General features: G+C 59.8%; 25 protein-coding genes. 7 read left to right on the top strand and 18 right to left on the bottom strand.

Translation table 11 applies throughout. The features are described from left to right. Positions 1 to 6 precede the first annotated feature (6 nt). The 6 genes from glnT to BSG08_RS00700 form a co-directional block, all read right to left on the bottom strand. Entirely contained in the window at positions 7 to 1,341 is a 1,335-nt protein-coding gene (glnT, locus tag BSG08_RS00725) for a type III glutamate--ammonia ligase (protein ID WP_093030513.1), read from the bottom strand. Positions 1,342 to 1,417: 76 nt separating this feature from the next. Next, positions 1,418 to 2,764: an FMN-binding glutamate synthase family protein gene (locus BSG08_RS00720; protein ID WP_093030511.1), complete on the bottom strand. Its 1,347-nt coding sequence runs from the start codon at positions 2,762 to 2,764 to the stop codon at positions 1,418 to 1,420. Between the two features lie 9 nt (positions 2,765 to 2,773). Next, on the bottom strand, positions 2,774 to 3,457 hold the full coding sequence (locus tag BSG08_RS00715; protein ID WP_093030508.1) for a GltB/FmdC/FwdC-like GXGXG domain-containing protein: 684 nt from the start codon (positions 3,455 to 3,457) through the stop codon (positions 2,774 to 2,776). A 1-nt stretch (position 3,458) separates the two neighbouring features. Then, positions 3,459 to 4,355, bottom strand: a complete 897-nt coding sequence (locus BSG08_RS00710; RefSeq protein ID WP_093030505.1) for a class II glutamine amidotransferase — start codon at positions 4,353 to 4,355, stop codon at positions 3,459 to 3,461. Between the two features lie 132 nt (positions 4,356 to 4,487). Beyond that, on the bottom strand, positions 4,488 to 4,703 hold the full coding sequence (locus BSG08_RS00705) for a hypothetical protein (RefSeq protein ID WP_093030502.1): 216 nt from the start codon (positions 4,701 to 4,703) through the stop codon (positions 4,488 to 4,490). Positions 4,704 to 4,716: 13 nt separating this feature from the next. Then, on the bottom strand, positions 4,717 to 6,087 hold the full coding sequence (locus BSG08_RS00700) for an ammonium transporter (protein ID WP_093030499.1): 1,371 nt from the start codon (positions 6,085 to 6,087) through the stop codon (positions 4,717 to 4,719). 362 nt (positions 6,088 to 6,449) lie between these two features. Between BSG08_RS00700 and BSG08_RS00695 the strand changes: the two genes are divergently transcribed. The 4 genes from BSG08_RS00695 to BSG08_RS00680 are packed head-to-tail and all read left to right on the top strand — an operon-like array spanning position 6,450 to position 10,290. Continuing rightward, positions 6,450 to 7,586, top strand: coding sequence for an aminomethyl transferase family protein (locus BSG08_RS00695; RefSeq protein WP_093030496.1), 1,137 nt, complete (start codon positions 6,450 to 6,452; stop codon positions 7,584 to 7,586). A gap of 48 nt (positions 7,587 to 7,634) precedes the next feature. Continuing rightward, positions 7,635 to 8,243 carry a dimethylamine monooxygenase subunit DmmA gene (gene dmmA / locus BSG08_RS00690; RefSeq protein ID WP_093031866.1) on the top strand — a complete coding sequence of 203 codons (609 nt, stop codon included), beginning with the start codon at positions 7,635 to 7,637 and terminating at the stop codon, positions 8,241 to 8,243. Then, positions 8,240 to 9,205, top strand: a complete 966-nt coding sequence (locus BSG08_RS00685) for a PDR/VanB family oxidoreductase (protein ID WP_093030493.1) — start codon at positions 8,240 to 8,242, stop codon at positions 9,203 to 9,205. The genes dmmA and BSG08_RS00685 overlap by 4 nt, the downstream gene beginning before the upstream one ends. 14 nt (positions 9,206 to 9,219) lie before the next feature. Then, complete coding sequence (locus BSG08_RS00680) at positions 9,220 to 10,290, top strand: heme-dependent oxidative N-demethylase family protein (protein WP_093030490.1); 1,071 nt, start codon at positions 9,220 to 9,222, stop codon at positions 10,288 to 10,290. Here the strand turns inward: BSG08_RS00680 and BSG08_RS00675 are convergent. Beyond that, on the bottom strand, positions 10,287 to 10,910 hold the full coding sequence (locus tag BSG08_RS00675; RefSeq protein WP_245770564.1) for a helix-turn-helix domain-containing protein: 624 nt from the start codon (positions 10,908 to 10,910) through the stop codon (positions 10,287 to 10,289). The genes BSG08_RS00680 and BSG08_RS00675 overlap by 4 nt on opposite strands. Before the next feature lie 205 nt (positions 10,911 to 11,115). Here BSG08_RS00675 and BSG08_RS00670 point away from each other — a divergent pair, with 205 nt between their 5' ends. Next, positions 11,116 to 12,066, top strand: a complete 951-nt coding sequence (locus BSG08_RS00670; RefSeq protein WP_245770563.1) for a GlxA family transcriptional regulator — start codon at positions 11,116 to 11,118, stop codon at positions 12,064 to 12,066. 4 nt (positions 12,067 to 12,070) lie between these two features. Here the strand turns inward: BSG08_RS00670 and BSG08_RS00665 are convergent, their stop codons facing one another. The 10 genes from BSG08_RS00665 to BSG08_RS00620 form a co-directional block, all read right to left on the bottom strand. After that, on the bottom strand, positions 12,071 to 12,637 hold the full coding sequence (locus tag BSG08_RS00665; RefSeq protein WP_093030481.1) for a sarcosine oxidase subunit gamma: 567 nt from the start codon (positions 12,635 to 12,637) through the stop codon (positions 12,071 to 12,073). After that, positions 12,630 to 15,587: a sarcosine oxidase subunit alpha family protein gene (locus BSG08_RS00660; protein ID WP_093030477.1), complete on the bottom strand. Its 2,958-nt coding sequence runs from the start codon at positions 15,585 to 15,587 to the stop codon at positions 12,630 to 12,632. Before BSG08_RS00660 ends, BSG08_RS00665 begins: the two co-directional genes overlap by 8 nt. Then, positions 15,584 to 15,871, bottom strand: a complete 288-nt coding sequence (locus BSG08_RS00655) for a sarcosine oxidase subunit delta (protein WP_093030474.1) — start codon at positions 15,869 to 15,871, stop codon at positions 15,584 to 15,586. Before BSG08_RS00655 ends, BSG08_RS00660 begins: the two co-directional genes overlap by 4 nt. Before the next feature lie 12 nt (positions 15,872 to 15,883). Continuing rightward, positions 15,884 to 17,134, bottom strand: coding sequence for a sarcosine oxidase subunit beta family protein (locus BSG08_RS00650; RefSeq protein WP_093030471.1), 1,251 nt, complete (start codon positions 17,132 to 17,134; stop codon positions 15,884 to 15,886). 241 nt (positions 17,135 to 17,375) lie between these two features. Continuing rightward, entirely contained in the window at positions 17,376 to 17,990 is a 615-nt protein-coding gene (locus BSG08_RS00645) for a tetratricopeptide repeat-containing protein (RefSeq protein WP_245770562.1), read from the bottom strand. Continuing rightward, entirely contained in the window at positions 17,941 to 18,648 is a 708-nt protein-coding gene (locus tag BSG08_RS00640; RefSeq protein ID WP_093030465.1) for an ABC transporter ATP-binding protein, read from the bottom strand. The genes BSG08_RS00645 and BSG08_RS00640 overlap by 50 nt, the downstream gene beginning before the upstream one ends. Next, positions 18,638 to 19,405 carry an ABC transporter ATP-binding protein gene (locus tag BSG08_RS00635; protein ID WP_093030462.1) on the bottom strand — a complete coding sequence of 256 codons (768 nt, stop codon included), beginning with the start codon at positions 19,403 to 19,405 and terminating at the stop codon, positions 18,638 to 18,640. The genes BSG08_RS00640 and BSG08_RS00635 overlap by 11 nt, the downstream gene beginning before the upstream one ends. Further along, positions 19,402 to 20,379 carry a branched-chain amino acid ABC transporter permease gene (locus BSG08_RS00630; RefSeq protein ID WP_093031863.1) on the bottom strand — a complete coding sequence of 326 codons (978 nt, stop codon included), beginning with the start codon at positions 20,377 to 20,379 and terminating at the stop codon, positions 19,402 to 19,404. Before BSG08_RS00630 ends, BSG08_RS00635 begins: the two co-directional genes overlap by 4 nt. Continuing rightward, positions 20,372 to 21,241, bottom strand: a complete 870-nt coding sequence (locus tag BSG08_RS00625; RefSeq protein WP_093030459.1) for a branched-chain amino acid ABC transporter permease — start codon at positions 21,239 to 21,241, stop codon at positions 20,372 to 20,374. The genes BSG08_RS00630 and BSG08_RS00625 overlap by 8 nt, the downstream gene beginning before the upstream one ends. Before the next feature lie 41 nt (positions 21,242 to 21,282). Further along, complete coding sequence (locus BSG08_RS00620) at positions 21,283 to 22,560, bottom strand: ABC transporter substrate-binding protein (RefSeq protein ID WP_093030456.1); 1,278 nt, start codon at positions 22,558 to 22,560, stop codon at positions 21,283 to 21,285. 394 nt (positions 22,561 to 22,954) lie between these two features. Between BSG08_RS00620 and BSG08_RS00615 the strand changes: the two genes are divergently transcribed. Beyond that, positions 22,955 to 23,674 (top strand): FadR/GntR family transcriptional regulator, encoded by a 720-nt coding sequence (locus BSG08_RS00615; RefSeq protein WP_093030453.1) that lies wholly within the window; start codon positions 22,955 to 22,957, stop codon positions 23,672 to 23,674. Here BSG08_RS00615 and BSG08_RS00610 read toward each other — a convergent pair. Further along, entirely contained in the window at positions 23,671 to 24,969 is a 1,299-nt protein-coding gene (locus BSG08_RS00610) for an ABC transporter substrate-binding protein (protein WP_093030450.1), read from the bottom strand. The two genes, BSG08_RS00615 and BSG08_RS00610, sit on opposite strands and share 4 nt — an antisense overlap. 176 nt (positions 24,970 to 25,145) lie before the next feature. Here BSG08_RS00610 and BSG08_RS00605 point away from each other — a divergent pair, with 176 nt between their 5' ends. Beyond that, positions 25,146 to 26,489 carry an NAD(P)-binding domain-containing protein gene (locus BSG08_RS00605; protein WP_093030447.1) on the top strand — a complete coding sequence of 448 codons (1,344 nt, stop codon included), beginning with the start codon at positions 25,146 to 25,148 and terminating at the stop codon, positions 26,487 to 26,489. Positions 26,490 to 26,619: the final 130 nt, after the last annotated feature.

Here is a 26,619-nt window from a genome sequence, read left to right as displayed (position 1 = left end):
GGGGGATCAGATATCGAGCGTGTGGTCTCTTTCCCATCTGCTGAAATGCGAGACAAAGGAATTCCACTCCTGATGCTTGAGCTTGAGATATGCCGCAGAGAATTCTGCGCCCATCGCCTGTTTCAGACTGGTATCCTTGTCGAATTCGCGCAGCGCGTCGAGCATGTTGAGCGGCAGCTTGGGCGCTCCGCGCACCTTGTGGCCCTCGGCATACATGTCGATGTCATAACGTTTGCCGGGATCGGCCTTGCTGCGGATGCCATCAAGGCCCGCCGCGATGATCACGGCCTGCAGCAGATAGGGATTCGCAGCACCGTCCGGAAGGCGCAGCTCAAACCGACCGGGGCCGGGCACACGCACCATATGTGTGCGGTTGTTGCCCGTCCATGTCACCGAGTTGGGAGCCCAGGTGGCCCCTGACATGGTGCGCGGCGCGTTGATCCGTTTGTAGCTGTTGACCGTCGGGTTGGTGATCGCCGCCAGCGCGCTTGCATGTTTCATGATACCGCCCAGGAAATGCTTGCCCTGTTCGGACAGGCCCAGTTCCCCGGTTGGGCCTGCGCTCTTTTCCTTGGCTGCAAACACATTCTTGCGGGCCTTGTCGCCGGCCGCGTCCCAGACCGATATATGCGCGTGACACCCATTTCCGGTCAACCCCTCGATCGGTTTGGGCATGAAGGTCGCGCGGTAGCCGTGTTTTTCGGCTACCGATTTTGTCATGAACTTGAAGAAAGAATGCTTGTCCGCCGTCGCCATCGCATCGTCAAATGCCCAGTTCATCTCGAACTGGCCATTCGCGTCTTCGTGGTCGTTCTGATAAGGTTCCCAACCCATCTCCAGCATGTAGTCGCAGATCTCGCGCACGACATCATAGCGGCGCATGACTGCCTGCTGGTCGTAACAGGGTTTGGCAGCGGTGTCGAACTCGTCCGAAATACGGCTGCCATCCGCGCTCAGCAGAAAGAACTCCGCCTCGATGCCGGTCTTGACATGCAGCCCCTCCTTTGCTGCTTCATCGATCAGGCGCGCCAGCACGTTGCGCGGGGCTTGTGCCAGGCTTTTCCCGTCCATCACGCAGTTGGCGGCGACCCAGGCGACATCGCGCTGCCACGGCAATTGTATGACCGCAGAAGGATCGGGGACGGCAAGCATGTCAGGGTGTGCGGGTGTCAGATCGAGATGCGTGGCAAACCCGGCAAATCCCGCTCCGTTCTCCTGCATTTCGGCAATAGCCTGCGCCGGAACCAGCTTGGCACGTTGACCACCGAAAAGGTCGGTGTAGGAAATCATGAAATACTTGACGTTGTTCTTTTTCGCGTATGCCGCCAGATCGGTTGCCATGGTTTTTGCTCTGTCCCTGTTGTCGTGTCTTTGATGAAACCCGGCACCGCGAGGCTGCGGTGCCGGGCCGTGTCCGTTAATAGCCAGAGCCCGGTTTGCCCGGATACCAGCTGGTTCCCGCAAGCGGAATCCGCGCCATGGCCGCCGCCTCCATGGTCAGCGCGCACAGATCCTCTGGTTCAAGGTTGTGCAGATGGTTCTTGCCGCAGGCCCGTGCGATGGTCTGCGCCTCCAGTGTCATGACCTTGAGATAGTTGTTCAGACGCCGCCCTCCCTCGATCGGGTCGAAGCGCGCCATCAACTCGGGATCCTGCGTCGTGATGCCTGCCGGATCACGGCCCTCGTGCCAGTCGTCATAGGCACCTGCAGTAGTACCAAGCGCCTGATATTCAGCCTCGAAACGCGGATCGTTGTCACCCAGCGCGATCAGCGCCGCGGTGCCGATTGCAACTGCGTCCGCACCAAGCGCCAGCGCCTTGGCGGTATCAGCCCCGTTGCGGATACCTCCCGACACGATCAGTTGGACCTCGCGGTGCAGTCCCATATCCTCAAGCGCGCGCACCGCCTCACGGATACAGGCCAGAATCGGTTGCCCCACATGCTCGATGAACACGTCCTGCGTTGCCGCCGTACCGCCCTGCATCCCGTCGAGCACAACCACATCCGCCCCCGCCTTGACTGCGAGAGTGGTGTCGAAATAGGGCCGCGCGCCACCGATCTTGACATAGATCGGTTTTTCCCACGCGGTGATCTCGCGCAGTTCGAGGATCTTGATCTCCAGATCGTCGGGACCGGTCCAGTCCGGGTGGCGGCAGGCAGAGCGCTGGTCGATCCCCTTGGGCAGGTTGCGCATCTCGGCAACGCGGTCGCTGATCTTCTGACCCAGCAGCATACCGCCGCCGCCCGGTTTTGCCCCCTGCCCGACCACAACCTCGATCGCATCACAACGCCGCAGATCATCGGGGTTCATGCCATAGCGCGAGGGAAGATACTGATAAACCAGCGTCTTGGAATGTCCGCGCTCCTCTTCGGTCATGCCGCCGTCTCCTGTGGTGGTCGAGGTGCCCGCCATCGACGCGCCACGCCCGAGCGCCTCTTTCGCAGGCCCCGAAAGCGCACCAAAGCTCATGCCGGCAATGGTGACCGGAATATCCAGCGTGATCGGTTTTTTCGCATAGCGGGTGCCCAGCGTTACCTTGGTCTCGCAGCGTTCGCGGTACCCCTCGAGCGGATAACGCGAGATCGACGCACCCAGAAACAGCAGATCCTCGAAATGCGGCACACGCCGTTTCGCACCGCCGCCGCGAATATCGTAGATGCCGGTGGCTGCGGCGCGCCGTATTTCAGCGTTGACGGCCTGAGTGAACGTTGCCGACTGCACTGGTATGGTGCGTGGGATGGCGGCGTGCTTGTCGTCTTTCATATCCATCTCCTAATACGATCCAGCATTGTCGATCTTGAAGGTATAAAGCTGCCGGGCCGAGCCGTAGCGCCGGAATTCCTCGGGTTTTGCATCGCATCCCGCCTTGTCCAGCAGGTCGCGCAAAATCTGGATATGCTCGGGGCGCATTTCCTTTTCGACGCAGTCGGCGCCCAGAGATTTCACTGACCCGCGCACAAAGAGGCGCGCCTCGTAGATCGAATCGCCCAGCGCGTCTCCGGCGTCGCCGCAGACGACAAGGTTGCCGGACTGCGCCATGAAGGCAGACATGTGCCCGATGTTACCATGCACGACGATGTCGATCCCCTTCATCGAAATCCCGCAGCGCGAACTGGCGTTTCCCTTGATCACCAGCAATCCGCCGCGCCCGGTGGCACCTGCGTACTGGCTGGCGTCACCATCGACGATGACGGTTCCCGACATCATGTTTTCGGCCACGCCCGGCCCCGCCGAGCCCTTGATGTGAATCGTCGCCTGCTTGTTCATCCCGGCGCAGTAATAGCCGGTCGAGCCCTTCACGGTCACGTCGATCGGCGCGTCGAGACCTACGGCGATGGCATGGCTGCCTTTCGGGTTCTCGATCTCCCATGAGGTCTGGTTGGTGTCTTTCGCCTGTGCCTGAAGGACTGCGTTCATGCTGCGCAGGCCCTCGGCCTCAAGATTTATTGTCTGCATGTCAGTGATTCCAGAAGTAAACGGTTGCAGGCTCGGGCTCCCACACGCGGGCGGTGTCAATGCCCGGCAGGTTGACCAGCGCCCTGTATTCCGACCCGAACGCGACATACTGATCGGTTTCGGCCATGACCGCCGGCTTGCAGGCAATCGGATCGCGAACCACGCCAAAGCCGTCCTTGGTGCCGACGACGAATGTAAAAAAACCGTCGAGATCCTCGAGACTACTTTCCAGCGCCTCGCCCAGCGTCGCGCCGTGCTGCATCTTCCAGGACAGGTAAGCGGCACCGACCTCGGTGTCGTTCTCGGTCTCGATGCGCACACCTTCGCGTTTCAGACGCCGCCGCAGGGAGTTGTGATTGGACAGCGACCCGTTGTGAACGAGGCACTGGTCTGTCCCGGTCGAAAAAGGGTGCGCACCCAGCGTCGTGACCGCGGATTCCGTTGCCATGCGGGTATGACCAATACCGTGGGTGCCGGACATCTTTGACAGATCAAACCGCGCGGCAACGTCCTTGGGCAGGCCCACCTCCTTGTAGATCTCTATAGTATCGCCCGCGCTCATCACGCGCACGCCGGGCCGCAGATCACCCAGAGCCGCGCGCGCGGCATCCACTGCCGCATGCTCCATTTCAAGAACCGCATGCGTGTCCTTGCGGCGCAGCGTGACCGCGCTGCCGATGCGCTCCGCCAGCACGGCATCAAGCCCCGCGAAATCCTTGTCTGGCGCGTCCGACTGAACCGTCAGCTTGCTCATGTTATCGGCGTCACTGCCGTAGATCGCGATGCCCGCGCTGTCGGGCCCCCGATCCGTCATGGTTATGAGCATCTCGGTCAACATCGCGCCCAGTTTGGGCTCCAGCGATTTATCCTTGAGAAACAGTCCTACGATCCCGCACATCTGTTCGTTTCCTTTGTGAATGTTGCTTGAGTCGGAGGCTATCATCAAAGCAGAAAGACATCAACTATGAAGAAACTTATTTTCATTTAAGGCAAACGGGGCGCGCACATTGCCCGCCCCGTCCCGTGGCGCCTAGTAGCGTTCGAGAGCCTTGGCTACCTTTTCGGCATCGCCAATATGTTTGGCCTTTTCCAGGTGCGCGCCCTCCCTCACGAACTGGATGCGATGAAAGAAGAGCCAGAAGGCGACACCAAGAATGACCATCAGCACTTCGTATCCCTGGAAGGGATAAACCGGCCCAACATCCGCCAGGTCGACGGCCCAGCTTTCATATCCTATCGTAGACATATCATTTGCTCCTTCAGCTTGCTTTGGTACGCAAGGCCAGTTCGGCCTTGTCGGCTTCGATGATGCTTGCCTTGGCGTCCTCGTAGGCATGGTGCTCGGCGTAATCGAGGCCCTGCAATTCCACCTCTTCGGGGATGCGCAGCACACCTGCGGCGGCCTGCATCTTGGACACGATCCAGGCTGGAACAAAACCCAGCACAAAGAACATGATCACCGCGCCCAACGTCTGGCCGACAGGGTTGATCGCCGCATAGCCTTCGAACGGCGACGACGGCACTCCCCAGAGCAGGAAGCCCGAGATCACCAGACCGACGAAGCCGGCATAACCATGCACGGCGACCGCTCCCACCGCATCGTCAAGTTTGAAACGGCGTTCGACCCAGAAATGAAGCTTGTAGACGATCACGACACCAGCCGCACCGACCAGCATCGCCTGAACCGGATGATAGAGGTCATTGCCCGCCGAGGCGGTGATGATCCCGGCCAGACCACCCGAGAACGTCCAGAACGCATCGCCCTTGGACACGACATAGGCCGCCATCAGACCACCCGACAAAGACATCAGGAAGTTGAAGGTGATTGCCGACAGCGAGGTGGGCGCAAGATAGATGTTTGTCGCGGTCCATGTCGTCCCGACGATTTCACCACCGATAACCTCTGGCGCGATCAGCGGCACGTTGCAGGCCGCGTAGAATCCCCAGAACCCGGTATAGATCAGGAAAAGCCCGATGGTCAGAAGCCAAGGATTGTGCGGCGGGATATCACGCGGCGTGCCATCGGCGGAAAATTTACCGATGCGCGGTCCCAGTACGACGAGCACACCGAGCGCATAACCACCGGCGATACCGTGTATAACACCCGAAGCATAGGCATCATGGTAGCCTAGGTATTTGACCATCCAGCCATCGTAATGCCAGCCCCAGGCCGCGTCGATGATCCAGAACACCGAGCCGATGAGAACTGCATGCACCCAGAGCGCGCTTGAACGGATCCTTTCGATCACGGACCCAGACACGATCGACGCCGCCGTCCAGGAAAACAGCAGGAACGCCGCCCAGAACACACCGGTGATACGGTCCGAGAGGTTGGTGGCCATGGTCTCTGACCACGGCAGGTTGGCTGCACCCATCTCGTGATTCAGGCCGCCGAAAAGAGGAAATGCCGGAAAGGCCCAGTAGATCCACCATCCGAAGAAGAAGAATGTCACCGTGACCAGTGGAATGATCATGATGTTCTTCATCAGCGTATGCATATGATTGCGTCGGCGGCTTGCGCCGACTTCGTACATGCAGAACCCCACATGAATGAGAAACATGAAAACCACCGTCACCCAGTAATAAAACTCGGTGAATATCGTGGTTAATGCGTTCAGGTTACCGTCCACTTTACTGTCTCCCTTATTGCTGTTTGTGATTTGTTTTTACCCATCAGAATAATTATTTCTTTAGAGGATTACTCTGGTCGCCGTCTGTCAACTGTTTTGTGTATCTGCCCTGTGCATTCCATCTGCATCAACGCATCTCGACCCCGATTCGACAGAAGGTTGCTTGAGTCCTTCACATGCCGCAGACGCGGGCAACGTCGCGCTCCTGGTTCGCATCACGTCTCTCAATCGCACTTTTTTGCCTGTTAGGAATTTTTTTTTCTTTAGACTTGCTTTTGGCGAGCGGTTTCGTTCAACTGTTTTCAGCAATTTCGGGGCGACCGCCCTCAATCCGATAGAATTACACAAACAGGGAGTACGACATGACCGCATCATGGAGATTTTCGGTTCTCGCCGACCGCCACCGCGCCATGGGGTCGAAACTTGAGGATTGGTCCGGTATGGGAACTGCCTGGTCCTATGACAAGGATCAGGAAGAGGAATACCTGGCGATTCGCACCAAGGCGGGATTCATGGATGTGTCCGGCCTGAAGAAGGTGCATGTCATCGGCCCGCATGCCTATCACGTCATCGACCGCGCCACCACGCGCAACGCGGACAAGATCAAGCCGGGACGCAGCTCTTATGCCTGCATGCTTAACGACGACGGAAAATTCATCGACGACTGCGTGATCTACCGCACCGGACCGAACAGCTACATGGTCGTGCACGGATCCGGTCAGGGGCACGAACAACTGACAATGGCTGCGACGGGCCGCGATGTAGATATCCGCTTCGATGACAACCTGCACGACATTTCATTGCAGGGGCCACTCGCCGTCGATTTTCTCGAAAAACAGGGCGTGCCCGGCATCCGTGACCTTCCCTATTTTGCCCATATGCAAACCATGCTCTGGGGTAAACCGATCATGCTGTCGCGCACCGGTTACACCGGTGAGCGCGGCTACGAGATTTTTTGCCGCGCCCAGGATGCGGTCGAAATCTGGGATACGCTCGTTGAAAAGGGCGTGCCGATGGGCATCATCCCGACGCGCTTTACCACCCTCGACTGGCTGCGTACCGAAAGCTATCTGCTGTTCTTTCCCTTCGACAACTCTGACATGTATCCGTTCGAGAACGAAAAGCATGGCGATACGCTGTGGGAGCTGGGACTCGATTTCACCGTATCGCCGGGCAAGACCGGCTTTCGCGGGTCAGAGGAACATTACCGCCTCAAGGGCAAGGAGAGATTCAAGATCTACGGCGTCAAGCTGGAGGGCACCGAACCCGCGCAGGAAGGCGCGCCGCTGATCAGGGACGGCAAACAGGTTGGCGTCGTGACGATCGGCATGTATTCCTCACTCAACAAGCATAATGTGGGGATTGCCCGGATGCCGGTCGACTGCGCCGTCGACGGTACGAAAATGACCGTCAGGAACGGCGCCAAGGACATTCCGTGCGTCGCCCATTCCCTACCCTTCTACGACCCGGAGAAAAAGCGCCGGACCGCCAAGGGCTGATGCATGTCGCGCCGCGCACCGCCCAAGATCCTGACCCGGAACATATACATGTCTGATTTCAAATTTCCCCCCTCGATCAAGAGCCGCCCGGTCTATGGCGTGCTTGAGCCGCGTCCGGGAAAATCGCATCTGATGATCGCCGACGCAGAAGGCGCAGAAGCGCTGCTTCGGCTTGCTTCGGAGAACCCAGAGATTTTTTCCGGGGCACACATCATCTATATTCCCAAGGATACCGGCGAGACCTTTGTCGAACGGCTGCGCGCCGCCGCACCGGCAATCCTGCACGTCAGCCCCTCCTATGCCGCCTGCCTGCCGCGCCTCCGCCGGGTTCTGTCGGACGCGCATATGGGACTTCAGGTCTATCTTGCGGGCACCGAAGGTCTGATGGGACAGGCGATGGTCGAGGCAACAAACGCGGGCATTCCGCACAGCGCAATCCAGACCGAACATCGCGGATCGGTCGCACGACGGATGCAATGCGTGCATTGCAAGGGCATCACCGAGGATGTGATGACCGATCCGTTCGTCTGTTCGCATTGCGGGCTGACGCTTTTCGTGCGTGATCACTACTCGCGCCGCCTTGCTGCCTTTCAGGGGGTGTGCATCGACGCCGAGGAGCCAGGCAACATTCCCGCCCCGGTGGAGCTTTACAAATGAGCGCTGGAACCGAAAAAATCGACGTCATCGTTTCTGATATCGTCAAGGTGAACGATCTTGTGACGCGGTTCGAATTCAGACGCAGCGATGGTGGTCTCTTACCTACCTTTTCGGGTGGCGCACACACGGTCGTCGAGATGAAGGACGGCGACATCACGCGCCTGAACCCCTATTCGCTGATGTCGGATCCGATGGATCAGACCGCCTACACCATTTCCGTACGCCGTGATGACGCGGGACGAGGCGGATCGCTCTTCATGCATCAACAGGTAAAAAAGGGCGACCGGATGGTGATCAGCTATCCCGTCAACCTCTTTTCCCTCGATCTGCGGGCGCGCAAGCACCTGATGCTGGCCGGGGGGATCGGCATTACGCCATTTCTGGCGCAGATCAAGCAACTGTCGCGCAGCAACGGGCATTTCGAACTGCATTATGCCTGCCGCACAGCCGCGCTTGGATCCTATGTCGACGAGCTAACGTCGGGCCACCCCAATGCCGTTCATATCTATTACGACGACCGCCAACAGGTGATCGACCTCGAACGCCTGCTCGATGGTCAGCCTCTTGGCACGCATGTCTATGTCTGCGGCCCCAAAGGCATGATCGAGTGGGTCCGAAAGACCGCAGCCGATATGGGCTGGCCGCGTGAGGCGGTCCACTACGAGGAATTCCTCGCGCCGCAATCCGGCAAGCCGTTTGAGGTCTATCTGAAACGATCCGGCAAGCGTATCAAGGTCGGTGAACACGAAAGCCTGCTTGAGGCGATCGAGCGCGCCGGTGTAGATGCCCCCTATCTCTGCCGTGGCGGGGCCTGCGGGCAATGCGAAACCGACGTTCTCGAACATGATGGCGAATTCGTGCATCGCGATCACTGGCTTGAGGATGCAGACCGCGCCAGCGGTTGCAAAATCATGCCCTGCGTCAGCCGTTTCGAAGGCCGCACGCTTGTTCTCGACCGCTAGGACAGGAGAGACAGATGACCATCCAGTTCAACGATGAAACCTTCCGCGACGATTATACCTTTCGCAATTCACCCTGGGCCATCAAACGCTTTCCGTTTCCGTTTCACGAAGACAGTTACATGTATTCGGTCAACATGGAGCGGCACAGGGGCGGGCCAAAGGGATCCGTCTATGAAAAACGCTTCGATGTCGACGAGCATTACCTCTCCGAGATGAGGGATCGCGCGCTGGTGCTGGCCGAAGATCCGCTGCGCTGCCAGTCACTGCCACATATGACACTTGCGGGGTGGGATCTGCTCGAACTCATCATGGTCGCAAAGTCCGAAGATTATCCCGACCTCTTCGAGCTGCACCGCAACGGCAATGCCTGGCGCTGGGTGAACAAGCCGATGGGCATCGACCACAGCTTTACCTTTCTCGACGACGCAACCCTGCCCCATGGCCCGATGGAATACATCACCCGTCAGACCCAGGGCGATTTCGCGGTGCTCGACCAGCGCGACGACAACCTGTGGATGGATGCCGGCATGGTCACCACGCAGGCAGACTGGAGCCTTGATTTCGACATCGGCATGAATTTTTTCGAATGGCACGCACCAGTGCCGCTCGCCCATGAGATGGGGGTATTCCAGCGCGCGCTGAAATTCCTGCTGAACGTCCAGCAGGGCAGCCCAGCACGACGGCTGAACTGGACGATGACCGTCAATCCCCTGCTCGACACAAGCCCCGAGAACTATCACAAATGGGGCATCCAGAAGACCGAACTCACCCCCGAGAATGTCGGTGCAAAGCAGCATCTCAGGGTCGAATTGCAGACCTTCTTCCGCCTGCCCCGCTCGAACGCACTGGTTTTCCCGATCCGTTGCTATCTGATCGCCCTGCAGGATGTGGTGAGCGTCCCGAAATGGGGCCGTCGCCTGCACCGGGTGATACGCGACCTGCCGGTCGAACTGGCGACCTACAAGGGATTTGTCCGCAACCGGCCGTTGATCGTCGAGTATCTGTCGCAGTTCGACGATGGTCTGCCCACGTCCGACGGTGTCTGGCCCGATCTCGAAACCGAACCGCCACTCCGGAGTGGTTAGGTGTTTTGCGGATAACAGATGATGGAGAGATATCGCGCGGGCAGTTTGCGCAGAATCTCGGGGCCATGCGGGGCGTCGGCGTCGAAAAACAGTGTGTCACCGGGCTTGAGCGGATAGAGACTGTCCGAATGGCGATAGTCAATCTCACCCTCGAGCATGTAGATGGTTTCGATACCGCCATGCTGAAAGGTCGGAAAAACATCCGACTCCGTAGTCAGCGTGATCAGGTAGGGTTCGACCATTACACCGCTCGCATTGGCGCCTATATGGCCCAGAAGATTGTATTGATGACCCGCCCGCGTGCCTTCGCGTTCGATTTCGACACCTTGGCCAGCCTTGGTGTGCATCGCGCCGCGATGTTCCTCGAAACGCCGAAAGAACGAGGTGATCGGCACGCTCAGCGCATGCGCCAGCGTCTGCAAGGTGGTCAGCGAGGGCGAGGTATTGCCATTCTCGATCTTGGACAGCATGCCGATCGACAATCCGGTGAGCGTGGCGAGATCCGCAACCGTAATTCCCTGTTGCCGCCGAAAGGCGCGGACTTCGCGTCCGATAGCGACTTCAAGGACTTTCTCGCGCTCCTCGCGAACTTTGTGTGGATCCTGCTTCAGTGTTGCCACGGTGTCTTTCCGGTTCAGTCTGGTCTGGTGCTTCGTCAAGCTTCTGTCTCCGTTCAGGGTAAAAACGCCACATGTCAAGCGTGTCACCATCCGGGCAATCCGCAATGGCGCGACGCCGGACTTTCAGATTATTCATAGAAGTATAATAATGCGAACTGAAAATAAAAATATGCATCTTGGATTTCTGATCTTTCCGGGTTTTCCTATGGCCTGCTTGACCTCCATGATCGAACCGCTGCGCGCGGCCAATGAGATATCGGACACGCAGACCTTTACCTGGACGCTGATTTCGGAAACCGGCGCGCCCGTAGATGCGAGCGCAAAGGTCGCATTCTTTCCCTCAGTCGCGCTGTCAACCGCGCCAGAGATGGATTTCGTGTTCCTGCTGAGCTCGCCAATGGGCCGCTTTGCCGACCCTCGGCACGGCAATGCGGCGCTGCGCGCGTGGGCACGCCACGGCACGATCATGGGCGGGATCAGCGGTGGCGTCTTTCCCCTCGCCCGTGCCGGCCTGCTTGACGGGCACACCTGCTCTGTCCACTGGTGCTATGATGCGGCTTTTCGCGATGAATTTCCCCAGATCGCGGCCACGGATGAGGTCATCATGCGCGACCGCCGGATTTATACTGCCTCGGGGTCGGGGGCAGCCTTTGATCTTGCCCTCTTGCTGATTGAGCGCGAGTTGGGTCCTGGCATCATGACCGAGGTCGCCTGCTGGTTTCAGCATCCGATGGTGCGCGCAGAAGGCGTGCGCCAGCGGGTGCCCACCGTATCGGCCAACGCAACGGATGACATGCTGCCCGAAGCTGTGGCAAAGGCCGTAGCCATCCTTGCCGAAAATATCGAAGAACCGCTGGCGATGGTCGAGGTCGCCGACCGGGTCGGGATCTCGCCGCGTCAGCTGGAGCGCCATTTCAAACGCGCTACCGGCAAGAGCCCGTCGCTCTACTATCGCGGATTGCGCATGGCTGCCGCACGCCAGCTTGTGATGTATTCCAATCGAACCATGACCGATATCGCACTGGCCTGCGGCTATGCGAACGCCGCCTCCCTAAACCAGTATTACCGAGAGACATATGGCCTGTCTCCTGCAGAGGACCGGCGCAAGATCAACATGTTCCGGGTACGCGACAACACATCCGTGCCCTCGCTCTGATGGTTCAGAGTGCCGAGCTCATCGCCGTCAAAAGCGCGTGATGCAGAGAACCCGCCGAGGATCGCGGCCCAATCACCGAAATATGCCCGCCCGCCGTCCGGCAAAGCACGAAACAGCCCATATGCTCGATTGCAGTGCGGCTGGCTGATCCAGGTGCCGCCGTCGCCAGATCCAGATTGCACAGCCGCTCGAACACCGCGCCCAGGCCCTCGCCCTCGATGTCGAAGCGGCACCAGCCATCGCTCTGCTCGGTCACGCTGGCGGTGTCGCCCATCACCTCCTTGACCGCGCGCGCGAGGTCTTGGTGGGCCTCATAAGGTGCCTCGACCATCCACTGATCGGGCGCGGTCCAGAACGCGCTCACCTCCGGCCCCGCAACCATGCCGCCCGGTCCGGGCAGTTCAACACCGAGAAGCGTTGCCAGCGCCACGCGGCAGGCATCCTCTTGCCCCAGACGCGCCGTCACCGAAGCCAGCGCCCAATCCGGAACCTCGGTCAGCGTAACCGCGCCCACACAATCCAGTCGCGCTGCGTTCGCCCCCAACGAGGTGATTGCTACCAAGTCATGCACGAAGCCGCTCCCCCTCTGGGTCAATGAAATGCGCGCTCACCACTTCGACATCGACATTGAGGCCGGTCAGCGGGCTCACAGCCTCGATCACCTCGCCCTTGCGCGCCGCGCCATTCCTGAGAAAGGCCAGACCGATCGAATGTCCGAGATTTGGCGAATAGGCGGCAGAGGTGATATATCCCTGATCGTTGGCGGCATTGGCGACCGTGCCCTTGGTCATCAGATGTGCCCCTGCCAGCACGCGCTGCGTCGCATCTACGGGCCGCAATCCGACCAGCGTCAGCGTATCCGGCTCGCTCAGCCCTTCGCGCTCTGACAGGACAGATCCGATACTGTCCTTGGTCTTTGACACCATCTGCGCCATCCCGAGATTGCGCGCCGTGGTCGTACCGTTCAGCTCGTTGCCCGCCGCGTGACCCTTTTCGATCCGCATCACGCCCAGCGCCTCGGTCCCATAGGCAACCACGTCGAATTCTTCGCCTGCTGCCATCAGCCGCCGGATCATGGCATCGCCATAACGCGTCGGCACTGCGATTTCATAGGCCAGTTCGCCCGAGAACGATATACGGAACAGGCGTGCCCGCAGCCCGCCGCACACCGTGATCTCGCCACAGGCCATGAAGGGAAACGCCTCGTTGGACAGGTCAAACGCCGGGTCCACCACCTTTTGCAGCAGTCTACGCGAATTCGGTCCGGCGACCGAAAACTGCGCCCAGGATTCGGTCGTCGAGATGAGTTGCACATCCATGTCCGGCCACAGGCACTGTCGCGCGAATTCCATGTGCCGGTAGACGTTGACGGCGTTGGCGGTGGTCGTGGTCACGACGAAATGATCCTCGGCCAGCCGGGCAGCGGTACCGTCATCCATCGCAATCCCGTCCTCGCGCAGCATGAGGCCATAGCGGACCTTGCCCACCGCCAGCTTTGCAAATCCGTTGGCATAGATCCGGTTTAGAAACGCCGCCGCATCACCCCCCTGCACGTCGATCTTGCCCAGCGTCGTCACGTCGCAGATGCCGACGCTGCGGCGGGTCGCCAGCACCTCGCGGTCCACGCTCTCGCGCCAATGAGTCTCGCCCGGCCTCGGGAACCACTGCGCGCGCAGCCACATGCCGACCTCGACAAAGACCGCACCCTGCTCTTGGGCCCATTTGTGGCTGGGGGTCTTGCGCACCGGCCGGAAATCCTTGCCGCGCGAACGTCCGGCCAGCACGCCCAATGCCACCGGCGTATAAGGCGGGCGAAAGATCGTGGTGCCGGTCTTGGCGATCGTCTGTCCGGTCAGTTCGGCCATGACCGCAAGTCCGCCCAGATTGGACGTCTTGCCCTGATCGGTTGCCATGCCAAGGGTCGTATAGCGTTTGAGATGCTCGACCGAGCGGAAATTCTCCTGATGCGCCAGTTTCACATCCTTGACGGTCACATCGTTCTGCTGATCCAGCCAGGCGCGCCCTTTGCCCTCGGCCACATGCCAGAAGGGCGTGATCGACACCGGCGCATCCTCGGTCGCGGGCTGCGGCAACGCACGGGCTCTGATGCCCAGGTCGCGCAGTGCAGCAGCAGCAGCCTTGGACCCGGACGAAAGCGCCGACGCAGTGCTGAATAGCCCTGTAGCCGCCCCGGCGACGCTCAGGCCCGCGGGACCGTCCGGGCCGGGCACGAAGGCCGCGATATCCTCACGCCATTCGGGGCGACCGCGTTTATGACAGGTGAGATGAACATTGGGGTTCCAGCCGCCCGACACCCCGAGCGCGCCACAGTTGATGCGCCGGATCTCGCCCGAGGCAAGGCGCACCTCGACACCGCGTATTCCCAGTCTGCCCTGCGTGCCGACGACCTGCGCCCCGGCGAGCAGTTCGTAATCGGCAATCGGCTTTGCCTGCGCGCGGATGTCCACCACCGCAGCCACATGCACACCTCTGGCAAGGAGATCTGCGGCGCTGCGATGCGCATCATCGTTATTGCCAAATATCACCACATCTCGCGCGGGCGTCACCGCCCAGCGATTGACATAGGCGCGCAACGCACCCGCCAGCATGATGCCCGGTCGGTCATTGTCAGAAAAGGCGATCGGCCGTTCGATAGCACCCGCGCAGAGCAGCGCCCGCCGTGAGGTGATCCGCCACAGAATCTGACGCGGCTTGCCCTCGGGGGGGACTGCCAGATGGTCGCTTACCCGCTCGACCGCACCGTAAATGCCATGATCGAAGGCCCCTATCACGGTGGTGCGCATCATCACTCGAACATTCGGCATCTGCGCCAGTTCCGCCACGATCGTTCCCGCCCAGTCGCCCCCGGATTGTTCCCCGACACTGATCGTTTCGGTATTGAGCCGCCCGCCCAGCAGAAAATCCTCGTCGGCCAGAATAACCCGTGCCCCTGCGCGCCCCGCGGTCAGCGCCGCCGACAGGCCCGCAGGTCCCGCGCCGATAACCAGCAGATCGCAATGCAGAAATCCCTTGTCATAGCAATCAGGATCCGGCTCGAACGAGATCGAACCCAATCCCGCCGCCCGTCGGATCATCGGCTCATAAAGTTTTTCCCAGAAGGCGGCAGGCCACATGAAGGTCTTGTAATAGAAGCCTGCTGTCAGAAAGGCGCTGAATCTGTCGTTGATCGCCATCGCATCGAAGGCCAGCGAGGGCCAACGGTTCTGGCTCTTTGCCTCCAGCCCGTCGAAAAGCTCGGCTGTAGTGGCGCGGGTGTTGGGTTCCTGACGCGCGCCGCCGCGCAATTCGACCAGCGCATTCGGTTCTTCGCTGCCCGCCGACAGCACACCGCGCGGGCGATGATACTTAAACGACCGGCCCATCAGCCGCACGCCATTGGCCAAAAGCGCCGAGGCGAGTGTATCTCCACCATGGCCCTGATAGCGCTTGCCATCAAAGGTAAAGTTCAGCACCTGCGCCCGGTCGATCCGGCCAGCCGTCAGGCGATTGCTCTGCGTCATTTGCTGCGCCCCTTTGCCCGGGCCACGTCGCGGGCCAGATCTACATGCGTGATTTCATGTGTCAGCGTGTTGCGCGTGACCACCAGCCAGCTGCGATCGCCCTGCTCATGAAACCACAGTTCACGATGTTCCCCCGCAGGGTTGTCGCGCAAATAGAGATATTCGTAGAACTGACGATGCGCATCTTCGGCCTGCCAGTCGGGCCGCTCGATCAGCGCGGCGTCGCCCAGATAGGTGAATTCCTGCGCGTCGCGCGGCCCCAGAAGCGGATGATTGATGATCATGTCCCGAGTCTCTCAATGCAGATTGGGCTGCGCGCCCATGCCTTTTTCGTCGATCATCCGGCCCTTTTCGAACCGGTCGAAGCGATAGGCGGTGGCCACCGGATGCGGGGCGTCGGTGGCCAGAAGATGCGCAAAGCACCAGCCCGAGGCAGGCGTCGCCTTGAACCCGCCATAGCACCAGCCGCCGTTGAAATAGAGCCCCTCGATATGTGTGCGGTCGATGATCGGCGAGCCGTCCATCGACATGTCCATGATCCCGCCCCACATCCGAAGCAATCGCACCCGCCCCAGACCGGGGAACAGCGCCATGCCGCCCTCGGCGACATCCTCGACCACCGGCAGGTTGCCACGCTGCGCATAGGAATTGTAACCGTCGATGTCGCCGCCAAAGACCAGCCCGCCCTTGTCCGACTGGCTGCAATAGAAATGCCCCGCGCCAAAGGTGATGACCCCCGGCAGCACCGGCTTCAGACCTTCGGAGACAAAGGCCTGAAGCACATGGCTCTCGATTGGCAGACGCATGCCCGCCTTCGCCATCAGCCGTCCCGACGATCCCGCCACGGCACAGCCGACCTTTTTCGCGGCAATGAAACCGCGACTGGTCTCGACCCCCTTGCAAACGCCGTTCTCGATGCGAAACCCCGTGACTTCGCAATTCTGGATGATATCGACACCGCGCTGATCGGCGCCGCGCGCATAGCCCCAGGCCACCGCGTCATGGCGCACGGTGCCGCCGCGATGCTGCGCCAGCCCGCCCTTGATCGGAAACCGCGCATCGTTGAAATTCAGAAACGGATAGCGTTTGCGGATCTGCTCGACACTAAGCAGTTCGGCATCGGCGCCATTCAGGATCATCCCATTGCCGCGCCGGGTGAAGGCGTCGCGCTGCGCATCCGTATGGATGAGGTTCAGGATGCCGCGCTGGCTGACCATCGCATTGTAGTTGAAATCCTGCTCCAGCCCTTCCCAGAGCTTGAGCGAGAATTCATAGAACGGCTCATTTCCATCAAGCAGGTAGTTCGAGCGGATGATCGTGGTGTTGCGCCCCACATTGCCGCCACCGATCCAGCCCTTTTCCAGCACCGCGATGCGCGTGCCACCGAACTCTTTGGCTAGATAGTAAGCGGTGGCCAATCCATGCCCGCCGCCGCCGATGATAATGACGTCATATTCCGCCTGCGGCGCCGGATCGCGCCAGGCCGGTGTCCATCCCCGATGGCCGGTCAGGGCCTCCTTGATCACCTTGAATCCGGAATAGCGCATGGCCAGAGACTCCTTTGCAGGACCTTATCCCAAATTTACCCGATCCTGGCCCTGTCGAAATCGGACAGGAACGATCGGGAAAGCGACAACCTTGAAAAATTCCGCGCGGCGGGCAGAGACGACGACACCCCACTCTAACACCCTGTGATTACGTCTTTTTCTGCATTGCCCCAGAAACCGCGCCTCAATCCGGGCGACGATTGCACCACGCGGACGCCGGGACATGACGCAAATGCCCCGGTCAGGCGCGGTCGATGATCAAAAGACAGGCCCCCAGAATCTGCCGCGTCCCGTCATGCACACTCGGCTTTTCGCCGCGCCAGCGCGCGGCATGGCGATGCCCGGCCCCGTTCGGAGCGGTGAGTGTGCGCAGCGTCTCTTGGGTCTCTTCGACGATGCGGCCGATCCGTAGGCGCAGATTGCCGTGATAGGTGTCGCGGTGCAGCGCCTCCATGCGCAGATGAAACAGCGAACTGCGCGCGCGCGGGCGGATCTCCATCGCTGCGATCCGGTCCTGCGCACCGCGCCAGATCGTGAGCGCGGCGCGCTGATGCCGCTCGGCGCGGTCGAACCGCCCCCCTGCTGACCCGGCAATGGCAAGATTGGCATGTGCCGTCGCGCGCCGCAGATCCGATCTGGCGAAAGCAACCCGGGCCAGCAGATAGGCCTGCCGGAATCCGCGCAGAGCCCGCCCATGGCGCCCGGCCTCCCAATCGCCGAGCGCCGCCTCGGTGAGCCGCTCCCAGACCAGATCGGCGCGCGACCAGCCCGCCGCGCGGGCGATCCGCATCTCGCTGTCGCCTGCGTCAAAGCCCCAGATACGCGGCGCGAACATGTTCGTTATCGTGAAGCTCATGCGCAGGCCCCTCCAGAGCCATGTTCCCGGTTTCCAGCACATAGGCCATATCTGCCAGTTCAAGCGCCAGTTCGGCGTTCTGCTCGACCAGCACGACCGACAGGCCACGCGCGTTGATTTCCTCGATGATCTGCGCGATCTCCTCGACGATAACCGGGGCGAGACCCATCGACGGCTCGTCCATCAGCAGGACGCGCGGATCCGACATCAGCGCCCGCCCGATCGCCAGCATCTGCTGTTCGCCACCCGACATCGTCTGCGCCCGCTGGCCACGGCGTTCCTTGAGACGTGGAAATCGGGCAAAGACATCGGCCAGATCCTTTTCGACCGCCGCATGGTCACGCCGCAGGAACGCACCGGTGCGCAGGTTCTCCTCAACCGTCATATTGGGAAAGATTCGCCGCCCCTCTGGCACATGGGCGATACCATGCGCGACGATCTTGTCCGCCGACAGCCCGTCGATTCGCTTGCCCAGAAACCGGATCTCGCCGGATTTGAGCGGCACCATCCCCGACAAGGCGCGCAGCGTGGTGGTCTTGCCCGCACCGTTGCCGCCGATGATGGTGACGATCTTGCCCTCCGGCACGCGGATCGTGATGTCGCGGATCGCCGACACCTTGCCATAAGACACGCAGATGCGCTCTGCCTCAAGCAACATGGCGCGCGCCTCCCAGATAGGCCTCGATCACCGCCGGATGGTTGCGGATCTCCGCGGGGCCACCTTCGGCGAGAAACTTGCCAAAGCTCATGCAGGTGATGGTGTCGCACAACCCCATGATCGCCTGCATGTCGTGCTCGACCAGAAGAAGGGTAATGCCGTTGTCGCGCAGGGCCCGCATCAGCCCCATCATTCGCCGGGTTTCCTCGGGGTTCATGCCGGTAAAGGGCTCGTCGAGCAGGATCACATCGGGATGCGACGCATAGGCCACCGCCATCCCGAGGGCGCGCTGATGGCCATGCGAGAGGTCTCCGGCGCGTTCCTGCGCAAGATGCTCAAGGCCAAAGAACTCCAGCGCCTCGCGCGCCCGAGCTTCGGCACCGATCCGATCTTCCTTGTCCCAACCGATGATCGCCGCAAATATATTGGGTCGAAACGGCATATGCGTGCCCACGAGGGCGTTTTCCAGCACCGTCAACTCGGCGAAGAGCGTTGAATGCTGAAAGGTCCGCACCACACCGCGCCGCGCCACCTCATGCGTCTTGAGACCGGAAATATCCTCGCCGCGCAACAGCACCTTGCCGCTGGTCGGTTTGTAGAATCCCGAGATCATGTTGAACGTCGTCGTCTTGCCCGCACCATTCGGCCCAATCAATCCGTGGATCTGGCCGTGCTCGACCGTAAAGCTCAGATTGTCCACCGCCAACAGCCCGCCAAAGCGCATGGTCAGGCCTCTGATTTCCAGAAACTTGGTCATTCAGCCACCTTTTCGCGTGGGGCCGCAACAGGCGTGCGGCGGGTCAGTCTCTGAACAATACTTTCCAAACCCTTCGGCATGAACAGGATCGACAGGATCATGATCGCGCCATAGATCAGCGGGCGCATCTGTTCAAAGCCAAGTTCGCGCAGCACGATCTCGTTCAGGATGGTAAGCACGACACAACCCAGAATAGGACCGTAGAACGTCGCAGTGCCGCCGACGATTGCCCATGTCAGAACAAAGACCATGACCTCGACATCGAAACTGTTTGGGTTGATTGTGCCTACATAATGCGCCAGCAGCGCGCCGCTCAATCCCGCAAAACCGCTGGCGATGGAAAAGGCCAGCGTGCGGTAAGCGCGCAGATTGACCCCCGATGCCTCGGCCAGTTTGTCCTGCCAGTGTACCGCGTGAAACGTCAGGCCGACCGGACTTCGCTCGATCCGCCACAGGATCCACAGGCAGAACACCACTACCGCGCCGGACATGTAATAGTAACTGATCGGTTCGAAAAAATCGAACTCGTAGACTCCGATGCTGAAATCCGGCATCGGCTCGATTCCTTTAATCCCCTTGGCACCACCGAACGGATCGCGAAACCGTTTCCAGAGCAGGCGGATGATCTCACCCGCCGCGAAACTGCCAATCAGGAAATAGAATCCCTTCATCCGAAACAGCGGAAAACTGAGCAGCACGGCAAGAAGCGCCGATGTCATGCCGCCCAGAAGCATCGCAAATGGCACGTAAATGCCTAGGTTCTTGCTGAAAAGCGCCGAAGCATAGGCCCCGACGCCCATGATCACCACATGCCCCAGAGACCATTCGCCGGTCAGCGTGAGCAGGCGATAAGAGGCGACCAGAAGCACGTTGATCACCAGAAACACAAGGATTTCCTGCTGCGAAAAGCTGAGAGCGTGCGGCAAGGCAACGAGACCGATCAGGCCAAGCGCGAAGAAGAGGATTCTAGGCACGGTCCGCACTCCCGAAAAGGCCGGTGGGCCTGACAATCAGGACGAGCAGCATCAGCGACAAGCCAACGATATCGGCGATCACCCCGTCATAAAGAGTGGTCACAAACGTGTGGACAAACGCATAGACCACCGAGGCAATTACCGCCCCTTCGAGCGAACCGACGCCACCCACGATGATCACGATAAAGGCGGTCACGATCACCGAGTGACCCATATGCGGATTGACCGATACCAGCGGTGCAGTGAGCGCGCCCGCGACCCCGGCCAGCGCCGCCCCGATGAACATGGCGATGCGGGCGGTCTGAGTGATCGAAATACCCTGAAGCGCAGCCGCCTCGGGATCCTGAGCCGAGGCGCGCAGCGCCCAGCCGAAACGCGTGCGTTTGAGGAAATACCACAGGCCAGTGAGCAGCAGGACTGCCGCGACAATCACATAGAGCCGAGCAAGCGGCAGGCGCACCTTGTCCGAAAAGGCGATCACCTCCTGCGTCACGGGCGGCACATGCTCCATGCGCACACCAAACCCCAGCACCGCTAGCGCCTGAAGGATCATCAAAAGGCCGATCGAGGCGACCAGCCCGCCCAGGGGATTATCCTTGAGCGGGCGAAAGAGCGTACGCTCCATGACTAGGCCAAGCAGGCCCACGAACAAGAGTCCCGCCGCCACGGCCATCAGAAAAGGCAGCTGCATGTCGGCATAAAGCGCGACAACCGCATAGGCCCCGAGCATGAACAACTCGCCATGGGCAAAGTTTATCACCCCCATCACGCCGAAAATCAGCACGAGGCCAACGGCGATCAGGGAAATGTAACTCGCTGCATACACGGCATTGAGGCTGGTTTGCGCCAGAAGATCCAGCATGGTCTATGTCTTTCCGGATGTCAGGGGAAAGAGCGCGGGTATCAACCGCGCTGGTTCCACATCTGATCGTAGGCCGTCATGTGCTTGATCAACAAATCGCCATGTTTGGCATACCATGCCGGGATTGATCTGAATTCCTTGATCGTCGCCTTGCCGTCCTCGATCGCGACAACCGGCCAGTCGCCAACCAGTGCGTTGTCGATGCCAAAGAGTTCGGTACCCCACCAGTCTGCCGTGCCAAAGGCGTGCTCTCCCTTGCCGCCTTCCTTCATTGCTGCGGCCACCGCATCGGGATCGGCCGAGCCGGCCTTTTCGGCGGCGGCTTTCCACAGATCCATGATCGACGCGTATTCCCAGCTGACCGCGCCCCACTGCCCCGGATGCCGCTTGTTGTATTCAGCATAAAACCCGTTCGGATCGACAAAGTTTATGTGATCTGCATTCAACGCCGGGTCGTCGAAATCCGGGAACTGGAATACAAAGCCTTCCATGAATTCTCTAGAAGTCTTGGCGATGATCTGGTCATAGAAATCCGCAGTGCAGGAAATGATCTGGCCCTTGTAGCCTTGCTGGAACAGTTGCTCGCAGATCGGGTGCACGTAATCCGAATAGCAGGTGTCCAGACACACGATGTCGGGGCTTTTCGAAATCAGGCGCGTGACAACTGGTGCAAAATCGGTTGTCGCCGGGTCAAAGAGCAGCGGGTCGTCCTGCATCTCGATACCTGCTGCCTCGAACGCGGCAAGATAGGTCGCGATCGACGGCAGGCCGAGGGCATCGTCCTGCGCGCAGATTACGGCAGTCTGCAGTTCAGGCCGGTTTTCGGCCAGCCATTCGACGCCGGTGACATTGTAGATCGGATGCACCTCGGCGGGTGCGATCAGCGTCGTCGTGTCGGGCGATAGATCCGACGGCAGAAGGGTCGAGAACAGCATCCCCGTCCTGTCCGCAACCGGCTGCACGCCTGGCCAAGTATCACCGCCCAGCATCATTATGAAACTTGCGCCATCCTCGCGGATGAGCTTGGTCGCCCCGGTGCGTGCCTTGGCCGGATCGTATTCATTGTCATAGGACACGAATTCGACCTGGTAGCTGCCATCGGCAAGCTTTATGCCGCCAGCCGCATTTATCCGCTCTGCCCAGATCATGCAACCATCGAGGCCGGGTTTGCCCCATGCTGCGACCGGGCCGGTCAGCGGCGCGAGAAAACCGATCCTGATGGTGTTGCCCTGCGCCGCCGCGAACCGAGGCAATCCGGCGCTGACCGCGGTCACGGCGGTGGATTTGAGGAATGTCCTGCGCGTAAATCTGGAAATCATTGTCGTCTCCCGTGTTGGCCCGCCTGTTTCGCGACGGTCTTTGCAAAAACCAGTTTCATGCCAATTTCGGCCGGAAAAGGTGACTCTAAGAGAACGCTAACCGATTCAGTGTTTCCCGCAAAGAAAATTTCTTTATTTTGGTTGTTAATATTGGACCAGTTTTCCAACCAAAGTCCCGAAAACCTTCCCTCCACGTCGGAAAATCAAATTTTATCAGATGCTTAGCAGAACGCCCAAAGATCCGACAGATCAGACCGGTTCCATACCAATTCGGAAACACCATGCCTGAGTCCATGAAAGCGGGATACCGAACCGGGTCACTATCAGGAAAATTGCGCCTGCGTCCGTCACTGCGTATAAACATTCTACCCACTTTGCATGAACGGCACCCTGAATGAACGACACCCTCACCAATCAGCTTTTGTCCGGTCAATCCGTCGGCGCGACGGTCCAAGTGGTGATCGACGCACTGTTTGCCCGCATCCGATCCGAGGAGTATCCCGCCGATACCCGCCTGCCCTCGGAGCGTACCCTCGCGTCAGAGCTCGGCGTGTCGCGCAATACTGTGCGCGAAGCGCTCGACGTACTGGAGAATCGAGAGATCATCCGTCGCCGGGCCGGCAGTGGCAGTTTCGTCACCTACCGTTCCGCCCCAGATCGTAATGGTACGGACAGCACCGTCGCCGAACGCACCAGCCCGCTTGACCACCTCGTGATGCGCGGTATCCTCGAACCCGAAATGGTGCGGCTGGCGGTGATCAACATGACCCCGCGCGATCTCGAGGATCTGAGCAAGACCATCACTCACATTGAAAGCGTGCGTACCGAAATATCGGACTTTGTCAGATACGAAGAAGAGCTTTACCGCAAGATTGCACAGGGCACCCGGAACCCTCTGCTCGCCTCCTGCTATGATCTGGTCATCGACGCCTGCCAGCAGAGCTTTCGGGCTCCGCTGATGCGTCGCCACCTGACCCCAAAGCGCATCCAGGATTACCAACAGCGTTACAACACACTCTTCAATGCGATCGCCGCGCGTGACGTGGAGGCGGCGGTCGAATTCATCAAACTGCATCTGGTCGAGGAACAGAAGCTACTTCTCCAGGACGGCTAGACAGGCACCGACCGCGCGTTCAGCGACAGACCCGATCCGGCAGCGGCGCGCTGATGCCATAATTGCTCGAGCGCGGACATTTCAGCCCTCAACAACGCCTCGTGGCGGGAGAGCCAGTCCGGGATAGAGCCAAACTCGACGATCCGCGCCTTGCCGTTCTGGATGGTGACCACCGGCCAGTCACCCACCAGCGCGTTTGCGATGCCAAACATTTCCTCACCCCACCAACGCGCCGCACCAAAGGCATGCGTGACCTCCCCGATCTGTTTCATCGCCGCCAGTACAGACAAGGTATTGACGTTTCCCGCCTTCTCCACCGCTGCATGCCAGATATCGAGGATCGCCGCATACTCCCAGCTTACCGCGCTCCAGCTGTCGGGAAAGCGGCGATTGTATTCGGCAAAAAACACATGTGGCTGATTGAAAAAGAACGCCTTGCGACGCAGCTTGGGATCGTCGAAATCCGGAAACTGAAAAGTGGCCCCCTCCATGAACGCGACCGAGGTGCGCGCCACGAGGCGATCGTAATTGTCCATCGTGCAGGACAGGATCGCGCCAGTATAGCCTTGTGCATGGGCATATTCGGTCATGGCATGCACCATCGGCGCATAACTCGTGCACCAGCACAGCAGATCCGGCCCGGCATCCAGCATCGGCTGCACCAATGATGCCGCATCCGTCACATCGGGGTCATAACGGATTTCCTTGACCACCTCGAATCCCGTCGCGTTGAACGCCGCGCGGTAGGTGGCCAGCGACGGTGTGCCAAGCGCATCAGTCTGGCTGCACATCGCCACCTTGCGAAGGTCCGGCCGATTGCGTGCCAACCAGTCGACGCCCGTCACGTTGTAGATGGGGTGCAACTCGCTTGGTGCGATCAGATAGGGCGTGTCTGGCGACAGATCGCTTGGCAACAGGGTCGAGGTCAGAACCTTGTGCGCGGTCAGATAGTCACGCACCGGCGTGAACGTGTCGCCGCCCAGCATCATCATCAAGGCAACGCCGTGGGTCCGCACCAGATGCTCGGCCCCTGCCACCGCCCGCGCGCCATCATAGCCGCAGTCGTATTCGTGAATGCAGACTGGATAGCGACGACCCTGGATGAGCAACCCGCCCGAGCGGTTCAACCAATCCTCCCAGATTCGGCAGCCATTCAGCCCCGGCAGCCCCCAAGACTGCACCGGCCCGCTCAACGGCGCAAGAAAGCCGATATTGATTGGCTTGACCATGCCCACACGCATCCGTGGCAGGATGCTGGTGACCGCAAGCTTATGGGCAAAACTCGAATTGTGCATGCCACCAGATGTAGCAGCAATTTTCGGCAATAGCAGAGCGAATCCAACCGGGCATGCAGAAAATTAGTTTCACGTTATGAAAATTGGTTGACAGATTGGTCTGCCAAATGACTATCTGGACCAGACCAATAAGGAACCAGATGCTACATCTGGTTCAGTCAACGAGGGAGTTTACAATGACCAGGAAACGGATAGCCATCATCGGGGCCGGCCCTTCGGGCCTTGCGCAATTGCGGGCATTCCAGTCCGCCGCCCAGAAGGGCGAGGCCATACCTGATATCGTCTGCTTCGAAAAACAGGCAAACTGGGGTGGCCTTTGGAATTACACATGGCGCACAGGGCTGGATGAGAACGGCGAGCCGGTACATTGCTCGATGTACCGCTATTTGTGGTCTAACGGCCCCAAGGAGGGTCTCGAATTTGCCGATTACTCGTTCGAGGAACATTTTGGCAAGCAGATCGCGTCCTACCCGCCGCGCGCCGTGCTCTTCGACTATATCGAAGGCCGCGTACTCAAGGCCGGGGTGCGTGACTGGATCCGCTTCAACTCGGTGGTGCGCTGGGTCGAGTATGACGAAAAGAGCCGCCTTTTCAGCGTGACCATCCACGACCATGAAAAGGATCGCACCTATACCGAGCAATTCGACCACGTAATCGTTGCTTCGGGCCATTTCTCGACTCCGAACGTTCCCTTCTACGAAGGCTTCGATACCTTCAACGGTCGCGTCCTGCATGCGCATGATTTCCGCGACGCGCGCGAGTTCAAGGACAAGGACATCCTGATCCTCGGCTCGTCCTATTCGGCAGAGGATATTGGTTCCCAATGCTGGAAGTATGGCTGCAAATCCGTCACCGTTGCCTATCGCAACGCACCGATGGGCTTTGCCTGGCCCGACAACTGGCAAGAGGTTCCCGCATTGGTGCGCGTGGAGGGCAAGACCGCCTATTTCAAGGATGGATCGAGTCGCGAGGTCGATGCAATCATCCTGTGCACCGGCTACAAGCATTTCTTCAACTTCCTCCCGGATGACCTTCGCCTCAAAACCACCAACCGTCTGGCCACCAGCGATCTCTACAAAGGTGTCGTGTGGGTCAACAATCCCAGGCTCTTTTACCTCGGGATGCAGGATCAGTGGTTTACCTTCAACATGTTCGACGCGCAGGCGTGGTGGGTTCGCGATGCGATCATGGGCAAGATCGCGATTCCCGACCGCGAAACAATGCTGGCCGACGTGAAAGAACGTCAGGACCGCGAGGATGCGGGCGAGGATGCGAAATACGCGATCCAGTATCAGGGGGATTACGTTCAGGAACTGATCGACGAAACCGATTATCCCAGTTTCGACGTCGCCGGAGCCTGCGAGGCCTTCTTTGAGTGGAAATACCACAAGATCAAGGACATCATGGGCTTTCGCGACAATTCCTACAAATCGGTCATCACCGGCACGATGGCCCCCGTACATCATACGCCCTGGAAAGATGCGCTTGACGACACGATGGAGGCATATCTGCGCAACTGACGAATGAATGCCGCCCAACCAACCGCGACCTCGCGGCGGCGCGGTTGGTTGATCCCGCTGGCGTCAGTGCGAATGAGCTATGTTTGCGCGCACGCTCCTTGCCACTTCGCCTCTGAAGCGGTGATGCGAG

The sequence above is a fragment of the Roseovarius azorensis genome (assembly GCF_900109455.1).
Lineage (GTDB): Bacteria > Pseudomonadota > Alphaproteobacteria > Rhodobacterales > Rhodobacteraceae > Roseovarius > Roseovarius azorensis.
Note: the sequence above shows the minus strand (reverse complement) of the source record. Positions and strands in the feature narration are given on the sequence as shown.